We start from the raw sequence: 8,872 nt of genomic DNA on the forward strand, positions 1-8,872 counted from the left end.
AGCCTGCAAGGGCTCCAAGCACAAAGGCGGTGCAAAAGGGCTTAAATTTGGAAAATTGTTTGCCCACTAAATGCGAACGGGGAACAAAATGTTATTTTGTTCCCCGCGCATTAAAATCTCAGCTTACCAACAGTTGTTCTCAATAAACGGTGTTCCATTCCCGCGTGGTAAACGTAAACTCCACTCTCCTGTTCGTCATCCTCCCCTCATCGGAATTATCCAACGTAAGCGGGCGGTCTTTTCCATACGCATGGATACGGATACGGTCCGCCTCCACCCCACGGCTTACTAAATAGGATTTCATCGCCGCCGCACGCGCCCCGCTCAACCAATAGTTATACTCTTTGGAGCCCAGCAAATCCGTATGCCCCTCCAAAATTAAATGCAGTTGGCGTTGGTCTTTCATAATGTTGGCTACTTTATCCAAAAACGCATAGGCATATTCCGGCGGGCGGATAGAGTCAAACTGATAAGTAATGGTGGGCAGCTTCATACTTTTGAGCATTTGCTGTTCGCTCTGGCGGTAGAGTTTTGCGTTGCGCTTGGCCTCCAACTTAATAACCGGGTCCGGCTTTACAGGCGGGATTTCGTCCTCCCGGCTCTGGCTGGACGCGCACGCAAAAAGCGCGCAAGATAACACCAATAAAAAAACGGTTTTTGTAAAATTCATAAAAATCCTCCTGCACCCATTATACCAAAACCCCTGTATATCTGCGTAAAAAATTTTATAAAAACGGCTTGTCCACACTTATCCACACCCTGTTTATAACCTGTGGATAACTCCGCCATTTACTCTACAAATCCGGACCCAAAAAGCCGTTTTTGACCCACCGCCAAAAACACCCGCCTTTTAGCCTGTGGATAACGCCCCAAACTGTGGATAACCCGGCCTTTTGTATAGTAAAAAACCCACTTTTTAGGAGATTTCCCCGACGAGGAATTCATTTTTGCCTAAAAAATGGGCTTTTTTCAATTTTTTTCAAAAAACTGTTGACAAGTTCACATTTTTTTGATTGATTTTTGGCCTAAAAACCTGTTTTTATTGTTTTTTAAGCTTAATTTTGGTGCGATAGGCCGTTTTGCCTGCGCCGCCGCTTATTTTTACCGTTGCGGGCTCCGCACCGGAAATAACGCTTAACGTGCCTGCCGGGGCGTTGTAGTCCAAATACGGCGGGCTCATCCGCAAGACGGACGGATAAAAATCATACACGCGCCCGTTGGCCAGTTGGGCCGTGGCTTGCAAGTGGGCAACCCCGCCCGATAGCGCCAAGCGCGCCGGAGTGACAGCGGCCCGCACGCGCCGGAGGGCTACTTGTTGCGCCGGAGCCAACCAATAAGCCATAGGCAGTTCTTCAAACAAATTGGCCGGCTCGCCCTCGCGCAATACAAAATTAGTGCCATAGGTTAAACCTACATTTTCCAAACGCGCCTGCAAGGCGGATAAAACCGGCCTATCCCCCCACGCCGCCAAGCGGATATTTTTAGGCAGATACGAGGCATTTAACAAGGCCGGGTCCGGCTCCGCCAACAGCGCCTGCGTAAACAACTCCGGCTGATACAGGAGCGCATAGGCCAACAATCCCCCCTCGGTGCCTTGGGCGGCTACCGCGCGGTGGGAAGCATCCGCCAAGGTGGGATAATTCGTATCCACATACGGGATTAGCTCCCGCTTAAAAAAACGCACCACGCGGGCGGCATCCGCCATTTCTTCCGGCGTTAAATTAATACCCACCACCAACGCTTTGTGCGGGGTGACGTCCATAAACGCTTGTGCCAAAGGCGCATTTTTTGGGATAGCCCCCAACACATACACCACCGGATAACGCCCCGTAAGCGGCGTGGCCTGTTGCGGCAAAAAGAACGTGACCGTTTTACCGGGCAGCGTTTGGGACGGAAAATTAATAAAAGTTTCCCGCCCCGGATTTAACAAAATAAGCGGCTCTGTTTCTTGCGCGGCACACCACACGGGGGCCGTTAAAACAGCCAGTAAAAAAAGAAGTTTCTTCATACTTAATTATTTTAACAAAAAAAACAAGAGGCCCAGGCGTTTTTTGGGCCCAAAGGCCCTTGTTTGCGCGTTTATAAAACGCTACATTATATAGACAAGTTTTATTTTACGGAGCCGGATGATGCAAAAATCTACCCATTTACATTTTTTATTGGCCTTGGGCCACAAAAAAGTAGTTGTCTTAAAACAGCAAGAACAAATTGCCATTTATAGCGACGACCTCCCCCACCACCGCTACCAAAACCGTTTATCCATGGAGCGCCTGGCCGAAGCCGTAGGCGCCCGGTAAGAGCCTGTTTTTTCATACGGACCTGCCCCACAAAAGGCAGGTCCTTTTTCGTCTAATAATCCCGCGGGAAATGATATAATAAATGTATAGGAGAACGAGCATGAATAAAACCATTTTTACGCTTTTGGCGGCCGCGTTATTCACCGCCCCCGCCTGCGCCCAAACGCAAGACACACTGCCCCTTCTGCAAAAAGGGAGCCGCACCTTGCAAGAAAACCAAACGGTTCTCAATTTATTCCGCACCTCTAAAAACCCGGCTGAAGTTTTTGCCGCCGGAGCCAGTTTGGTGCGTTTGCCGCCGCCCGCCCAGCAGGAGCCGGCGCTGTTCAACATTGTTTTGCAAAGCCAGGACCCGCTCAAAAAAGTATTTGCCACCGTTATTTTAACCGCTATGGGGAACAATTACGAAGAATTTTTACCCATGCTGGCCGATTCCGCCCACAGCCAGGATAACGCCTTGAGCGCTTACGCCGCCACCGCCTACACGATTATTTATCCGCAAAGCACCGAATATGCCGACCAAGTAGTGAATATGTATATTTACGACGAAGCCTTTGCACAGCGCGCGATGAATTTAATTTCAAACGGAGATAAACAAACCGTAAAATACTTAAAACAAGCGGCGGTATCTTCTAATGTCAAAGTACGGGCCGCCGCCGTGGAATGGTTGGGCGATTTACAAACCAAAGAAGCCGCCAAATTCCTGCTAAAACGCGCTAAAAAAGAGCTGGAAAGCGAAGCCTGCTCCGCCGTGGCCGTGGCACTGGCCAAAAACAGCAACTATACGCTGGAAGAAACATTAAAAAATCTCCGCCAGGATTACGACACCCCGCAAGCCAACACCTATGCGCTGGCCCTCGGGTTTATGACGGGCAACGCCATTAACGGCATAAAACAAGGGTTGGAAGCCAAAGACACCAACACCCAAATCAACGCCGCCCGCGCCGCCGCTTATATGGCCGGGGTACTGGCCAGCCCGCAAGCCGGGGAGTATTCCAACGACCCGGATTTTGATAAAAACCTGCTTAAAACGCTGGTTCCGCAATTAAGCATTTTATCCAAACGGGGCGGAAATGCCGCTAAAATTTATGCCGATACCGCCCTATACCAAATGAGCAAATTAAACCAATCATTATGAAAGTAAAAAAATTATCCCCCCTTGCCAAACTCCCCCAGCGGGCGCACCCGACGGACTCGGGCGCGGATTTGTTTGCCCTGGAACGCACGGTATTGCCGGCGCGCGCCATTACCAAAGTACACACGGGTATTGCCGTAGAACTGCCGGAAAACACGTCCGGCATTATCTGGGGTAAAAGCTCGGTGGAAAGCAAAGGCATTAAAGCCATGGCCGGCCTGGTGGACGCCCCTTACCGGGGAGAATTGATTGTATGTATGTACAACCTCAACGAGCAGGATTTTGTATTTGAAGCCGGGCAAAAGGTGGCGCAACTGGTGGTACTGCCCACCCTCTACCCCGCTTTTGAAGAAGTCAGCGAGCTGACGGACACTTCCCGCGGGGAAGGCGGTTTCGGCAGCACCGGGGTAAAATAACCCCCAAAAATTCCGTTTTACACGGCAAAAAGCCGTTGTAAATTTGTTATCATTAAATATATGCAAAAAACTATTCAAATCGGCCCTATTAAATTATCTAACCGCCTGCCCCTGGCGTTTATGGCAGGCCCGTGCGTCATTGAAAGCCGGGAACAATACCTCACCACGGTAAAAAAGCTGAAAGCGATTATCGCCAAAACAAAGCATCCCTACATTCTAAAGGCTTCTTATGATAAAGCCAACCGTACCTCTGTGGATGCGTACCGCGGGCCGGGTTTAGCCGCCGGTATGAAAATTTTGCAGGAAGCCAAACAGCTGACGGGGCTTCCGTTAGTAGTGGACGTACACGAGCCTTGGCAGGCCGAAGAAGCCGCTCAAACCGCGGATATTTTGCAAATACCGGCTTTTTTGTGCCGCCAGACGGATTTAGTGTTGGCGTGCGCGGATACCGGCAAAGCCATTAATGTAAAAAAAGGCCAATTTTTAGCCCCGGGAGCCATGGAGCAAATCATCAAAAAAATAGAATCCCGCGGCAACAAAAAAATCATTCTAACGGAACGCGGCGCCTGCTTTGGATATGGCGACCTGGTTGTGGATATGCGCTCGTTGGAAATTATGAAAAGTTTTGGCTACCCGGTGGTGTTTGATGCCACGCACTCCGTGCAAAAACTGGGTGCGGCCGGCGCCTGTACCGGCGGAAACCGGGCCATGGCCCCGGTATTAGCCAAAGCCGCCACGGCCTTGGGAATTGCGGGCGTGTTTTTTGAATCCCACCCGGACCCGGACCATGCACTTTCCGACGGCGCAAACTCGCTCAATTTTGCACAAGCGGAAAAAATGTGCCAACAACTCTGCGCCATAGATGCGGTGGTTAAAAAATTCAAATAATGGCAAAAAATACGCCCCGGCCCTGGAGCCCCACTTTTACCTGGCACGCCAAAACCTTGGGCGTGCTGGCGGTACTGGTGCTACTGGCTTTTGCGGGGCTTAAATTATTGGTAAACAAATTGCCGCCGCCCTTTGCCCCCAAAGCGCCCGCGCCGCAAACTACCCCCTGGCTGACCGGGGAAGGACACCCATGAAAAAACTTTTGTACTTATTTTTTGCCGTTGTAGCCACTGCCGCCTGCCAAGGGAAAAAAGATTTTTCCCCCAACGAAGAACCGGGCATGCAGCGGGCCAATGCCGTATCCATTTTTGAATCCAAAGACAGCCAAAAACGCTGGATATTAAACTCCCGGGATGTGGACTTTTCCGACTTGCAAAACGCCGCTTTGGTGGCGCCGGAACTGCTTTGGAAAGACAACGGAAAAGATGCCGGAAAAGTGACCGCGGAACGCGGGGTGTTTAATTATGCACAGCGGCTTGTCACCCTGCAAGGCCATGTAAAAGCGGTTTCTTTGATACACGGCCTGACGTTGGAAACAGACCACATTTATTATGATGTGGATAAAGACCGCGTTTGGAGCGACAAAAAAACCGTTGTCACCCGCGGCGGAGTGCGCACGGTAGCCAAACACGGGGTGGAAACCAACTCCAAATTAACGCAAATAGAATTTAAGAAACAATCCACCGCCCTGCCGGCCACCGTAAAAGAACTCAAGGGGCAATTAAAATGAAAATAACGCGCCTGTTTATCCTGTTTTCTATCCCCTGGTTAGCGGCGGCGTGTGCCACCGTTAAGCAGGAAGGCCCGGCCGTTCCCGCGCCGGGGCCCAAAATTTCCCGCGCCAAAGACGCGCTGAAACGCAAAACGCCCAAATTCAACGCCCCGCAAACGCTGGGCGGCCTGATTGCAAGCGACAGCTGGACCGTTTATCCCGAAAAACAACAGGAAGAATTTAAGGGCCACGTTTCCTACGATAACGGCGTTTACACCTTCCGCGCGGATTATGCCTTGTCCGATAGGGCCAAAAGCACTTTTTCCGCCGCCGGAAACATTTACATGAAACAGGCCGAAAAAAACGGCCCGCTCTATGAAGTTAAGGCAGACGACGGCCGCTATAACTATAAAACCGGCAAAGGCCGCCTTTCCGCCCGCAAAAACCGTTTTGTTTATCTAACTTATCAAGATGCGCAAGGCACCGCTACCCATGCGCAGGCCCGCAAAGCCGAATTTGACACCAATACAAAAACGTACCGCCTGTATCAAGACGTGACGATTACCCGGCCCACTCCGGCAGGTACCGCCACCGTGACGGCTGAGCGCGTTTTGGCCCGCCAAAACGACCAATATGCCGTGTTGGAAGGCGGCGTTAAACTTTCCACGCCGCAATACACCATGACGGCGGACACCTTGGTTATGGACGGCAAAAACAATAAATCCTATGCGTTCGGTTCCCGCACGTTGTTGCAAGGCAAAACCGAACAGGGGCAATTTGCCGTCATTGCCGACCGCGCCGAAGCGGAAAATGAAACCCGCCTGCTCAGCCTAAAAGGCAAGGTGCAGGGGTGGCTGGTGTCGGACGAAATAAACAAAGCGGAAATTAACGATAAATTTTAATGAGGTTTACTATGGAACTGCGCAGCGAAGAAATTAAAAAAGTATATAAAGACCGCATGGTAGTAAAAGGCGTAAATATTCATGTAAAATCCGGCGAGATTGTGGGTTTATTGGGCCCCAACGGCGCCGGGAAAACCACCTCTTTTTATATGTTGGTGGGCTTTATCCGCCCCACCAGCGGCAAAGTATTTATTGATAACGACGACGTCACCCAACTGCCCATGTTCAAGCGCGCGCGCCACGGTTTAGGCTATCTGGCGCAGGAGCCCACCATTTTTAAGGGGCTGACCATAGAAGAAAACCTGTTAGCCGTATTGGAGCGCATTGAAAGCAACAAAACCGTACAAAAACGCCGCGTGGAAGAACTGTTGGAAGAATTTGGCCTAACCCGCCTGGCCAAGCAAAAAGCGTGGACGCTTTCCGGCGGAGAAAAACGCCGTATGGAAATTGCCCGCTGTATGATTAGCAACCCCAAAATTATTTTATTGGACGAACCGTTTGTGGGGATTGACCCCATCACCGTGGCGGATTTGCGCAAAATGATTTTTAAGCTCAAAGACAAAGGGATTGGCGTGTTAATTACAGACCACAACGTGCGCGAAACCCTGCCGCTTACGGAGCGCGCGTACCTGATTTACGACGGTAAAATTTTGGTAGAGGGCGACCAAAACACCCTGCTTAACGACAAAAACGCCCGCCGCCTGTATTTGGGCGAAGACTTCAAAATGTAAAATGAAAACAGATTTTAACGCATTAAGCAAAGAATTAAAAGAGGCGTTCAACCGGCGCTTCCACCAACAGGCCAAATTTACGCCGGACACCAAAACGGTAGTGGCGGTGGTGGCGGATTTGAAAGACTATTTATTCCAATACCCGCCCTTGGCGCGGCGGTTTGGCGCGGCGCGGAGATTGGCCCAATGCGCCAAAAAGTTAGAAAAGCAAATCCTAAACGCCATGTGCTTTATGTGCGAAACCCGTGGGGATTGCACCCTCTGCAAAGCGCAAGCCAAGTGCATTACCCAGCGTTTTTTTGCACAACTGCCCCAAATACAACGGTTAATTATTTCGGACGTGCAAGCCGCGTTTGAGGGCGACCCCGCCGCCATTAGTGAAGTGGAACCCCTGCTTTGCTATCCGGGCGTTTTGGCGGTGGCTTATTACCGCCTGGCCCACGCCCTGCAAACGCAAGGCGTACAGCTTATCCCGCGCATTATTACGGAATACGCCCACAGTTTAACCGGCATTGATATTCACCCCGGGGCGCAAATCGGCCCGGCCTTTTTTATTGACCACGGCACCGGGGTTGTAATTGGGGAAACGTGCGTTATCGGCGCGCATGTAAAACTTTACCAAGGGGTCACGCTGGGGGCCAAGAGCTTTCCGCTGGACGAAAACGGGCACCCCGTAAAAGGCATTAAACGCCACCCGAACATTGGCAACCATGTAATTATCTATGCCGAAACCACCGTTTTAGGAAATGTAAACATTGGCGACGGTGCCGTTTTGGGGGCCAATAAATGGATTACCGCCGACGTGCCCGCCGGAGCCAAAGTGTAGCCCCTCATTTACCCCACAAAAAAACCCCGCCAAAGCGGGGTTTTTAATTTCAAAGTTTAATTACACGGCATAGAACCGGAAGCCTTCATACCGTATATAGCACATTGTTCGTTGGAACCGGTACAAAAGAAATGTCCGCCAGTCCCGCCCGGGGAGTACCAAAACGCCACCCCGGCCGTATCCCCGCTTAGGCGTCTGGCACACATATCGGAAACGCGCCCAGCCGGGAAAAACCTATAAGCAAAATACTTGGTATGCAGCCTCGCCTCCGCGCCGGTGCCATAGGGTGTGCCGGGGGTGCTGACGTCCAAACTGTTGGCCGTAAAAGCCGTGGGAATGGTAGACCAATCGTCCATTTCCATAGAAACTAAAAGCCGCTGTTTAGAATCGGACATTTTTTTAAGCAGGGCGCGGGCTTCCGCCGCGCGGGATTTTTCCACCGTTTTTTCATACAGCGGTACAGCCATAGTAATTAACATGGTCATAATCACAACGGCTACCAATAATTCCATTAATGTAAAACCATTTTTTTTCATCATAATTTCCCCTTGCTTAACAGCCGCCGATTGTGTTGTCGTGTTCAACATCTATGGTATTGCAATATTCGGCAGAGCCCACACAAAACAGCTTTTGGTCTTCCCGTCGGAAAATAATACAAAAGCCGTCATATTTTTGACCATTTCTTTTGGCGGAAATCAGCGTGCCGTTTGGAATACTATAAATAAAATCAGAGGTCGTAAGTACGGAAGCTTTGTCGGTGCCGGCACCGCTATCCTGGAACATATCAAAACGGCCAATGCCTATATCCTCCTGGCCGGAAGCATACAAAGATTCATAATCGTCATACCCCAAATCCACCGCCAGACGTTCGCTGGAATCATACAAGTTTTTAAGCCCGCCGAGGGCTTGCGTCGCCCGGGAGCGCTCCACCGCGCGGCGGTATTGCGGCAACGCCACGGCAGATA

At 50.7% G+C, this 8,872-nt stretch carries 12 protein-coding genes and 1 pseudogene; 9 read left to right on the plus strand and 4 right to left on the minus strand.

All coding sequences use genetic code 11. The features are described 5' to 3' along the window. Positions 1-139: 139 nt before the first annotated feature. Positions 140-670 carry an OmpA family protein gene (locus ACQY18_RS05820; protein ID WP_176776889.1) on the minus strand — a complete coding sequence of 177 codons (531 nt, stop codon included), beginning with the start codon at positions 668-670 and terminating at the stop codon, positions 140-142. A 369-nt stretch (positions 671-1,039) separates the two neighbouring features. Next, positions 1,040-2,008, minus strand: a complete 969-nt coding sequence (locus ACQY18_RS05825) for a hypothetical protein (RefSeq protein ID WP_428039190.1) — start codon at positions 2,006-2,008, stop codon at positions 1,040-1,042. 118 nt (positions 2,009-2,126) lie between these two features. On the opposite strand from ACQY18_RS05825, the gene ACQY18_RS05830 reads away from it, so the two are divergent. The 9 genes from ACQY18_RS05830 to epsC all read left to right on the plus strand — a co-directional run bounded on the left by ACQY18_RS05830 (position 2,127) and on the right by epsC (position 7,907). After that, on the plus strand, positions 2,127-2,297 hold the full coding sequence (locus tag ACQY18_RS05830; RefSeq protein WP_428039191.1) for a hypothetical protein: 171 nt from the start codon (positions 2,127-2,129) through the stop codon (positions 2,295-2,297). A gap of 100 nt (positions 2,298-2,397) precedes the next feature. Further along, positions 2,398-3,435, plus strand: a complete 1,038-nt coding sequence (locus tag ACQY18_RS05835; protein WP_428039192.1) for a HEAT repeat domain-containing protein — start codon at positions 2,398-2,400, stop codon at positions 3,433-3,435. Then, positions 3,432-3,848 (plus strand): dUTP diphosphatase, encoded by a 417-nt coding sequence (gene dut / locus ACQY18_RS05840; RefSeq protein WP_428039193.1) that lies wholly within the window; start codon positions 3,432-3,434, stop codon positions 3,846-3,848. Before ACQY18_RS05835 ends, dut begins: the two co-directional genes overlap by 4 nt. Before the next feature lie 60 nt (positions 3,849-3,908). Beyond that, positions 3,909-4,736, plus strand: coding sequence for a 3-deoxy-8-phosphooctulonate synthase (gene kdsA, locus ACQY18_RS05845; RefSeq protein ID WP_176776894.1), 828 nt, complete (start codon positions 3,909-3,911; stop codon positions 4,734-4,736). Further along, positions 4,736-4,930 (plus strand): hypothetical protein, encoded by a 195-nt coding sequence (locus ACQY18_RS05850; protein WP_428039194.1) that lies wholly within the window; start codon positions 4,736-4,738, stop codon positions 4,928-4,930. Before kdsA ends, ACQY18_RS05850 begins: the two co-directional genes overlap by 1 nt. After that, positions 4,927-5,466 carry an LPS export ABC transporter periplasmic protein LptC gene (lptC, locus tag ACQY18_RS05855; protein ID WP_428039195.1) on the plus strand — a complete coding sequence of 180 codons (540 nt, stop codon included), beginning with the start codon at positions 4,927-4,929 and terminating at the stop codon, positions 5,464-5,466. Before ACQY18_RS05850 ends, lptC begins: the two co-directional genes overlap by 4 nt. Further along, positions 5,463-6,350, plus strand: a complete 888-nt coding sequence (locus ACQY18_RS05860; RefSeq protein ID WP_428039196.1) for an LptA/OstA family protein — start codon at positions 5,463-5,465, stop codon at positions 6,348-6,350. Before lptC ends, ACQY18_RS05860 begins: the two co-directional genes overlap by 4 nt. 11 nt (positions 6,351-6,361) lie before the next feature. Next, positions 6,362-7,081, plus strand: coding sequence for an LPS export ABC transporter ATP-binding protein (gene lptB / locus ACQY18_RS05865; protein WP_176776898.1), 720 nt, complete (start codon positions 6,362-6,364; stop codon positions 7,079-7,081). Between the two features lies 1 nt (position 7,082). Then, the gene (epsC, locus tag ACQY18_RS05870) at positions 7,083-7,907 is read left to right on the plus strand and encodes a serine O-acetyltransferase EpsC (protein ID WP_176776899.1); all 825 of its coding nucleotides are present in this window, start codon (positions 7,083-7,085) and stop codon (positions 7,905-7,907) included. 56 nt (positions 7,908-7,963) lie between these two features. Here the strand turns inward: epsC and ACQY18_RS05875 are convergent, their stop codons facing one another. Both ACQY18_RS05875 and ACQY18_RS05880 read right to left on the minus strand, forming a co-directional pair. After that, on the minus strand, positions 7,964-8,446 hold the full coding sequence (locus ACQY18_RS05875) for a type IV pilin protein (RefSeq protein ID WP_428039197.1): 483 nt from the start codon (positions 8,444-8,446) through the stop codon (positions 7,964-7,966). Positions 8,447-8,459: 13 nt separating this feature from the next. Continuing rightward, positions 8,460-8,872: pseudogene (locus ACQY18_RS05880) on the minus strand (hypothetical protein); the annotation flags it as partial.

Origin of the sequence: Candidatus Avelusimicrobium faecicola (genome assembly GCA_900540405.1) — a bacterium.
In the GTDB taxonomy this organism is placed as follows: domain Bacteria; phylum Elusimicrobiota; class Elusimicrobia; order Elusimicrobiales; family Elusimicrobiaceae; genus Avelusimicrobium; species Avelusimicrobium faecicola.